Source organism: Pseudomonas parasichuanensis (genome assembly GCF_021601385.1).
GTDB lineage: Bacteria > Pseudomonadota > Gammaproteobacteria > Pseudomonadales > Pseudomonadaceae > Aquipseudomonas > Aquipseudomonas parasichuanensis.
In genome coordinates, this window is record NZ_BQHO01000100.1 from 1 (window position 1) to 276 (window position 276).

The following is a 276-nucleotide window of genomic DNA, read 5'->3' on the forward strand; positions in this document are numbered from 1 at the left end:
CCACGCCGTTGCTGCCGATCCAGCAGGCGTTCTTCGCCACGGCGATCCCCGAGCGCCACCACTGGAACCAGTCGGTGCTGCTCAAGCCGGCGGCGGCGCTGCACGCCGGTTACCTGGAGCAGGCGCTGCAAGCGCTGGTGGCACACCACGACGGCCTGCGCCTGGGCTTTGCCGAAACCGAGGCCGGCTGGCAGGCCAGCTACCGCGCCGTGGGCGAGGTGCAGCCGCTGCTGTGGCAGCGCACGCTGGCCGACGCCGGTGAGCTGCAAGCCGAGG

1 protein-coding gene is annotated in these 276 nt (G+C 72.5%); it reads left to right on the plus strand.

Features of this window, described 5'->3' with window-relative positions; all coding sequences use genetic code 11:
• The coding region (locus L6D77_RS27125) for a condensation domain-containing protein (RefSeq protein WP_236170240.1) at positions 1–276 on the plus strand (276 nt) is incomplete at both ends.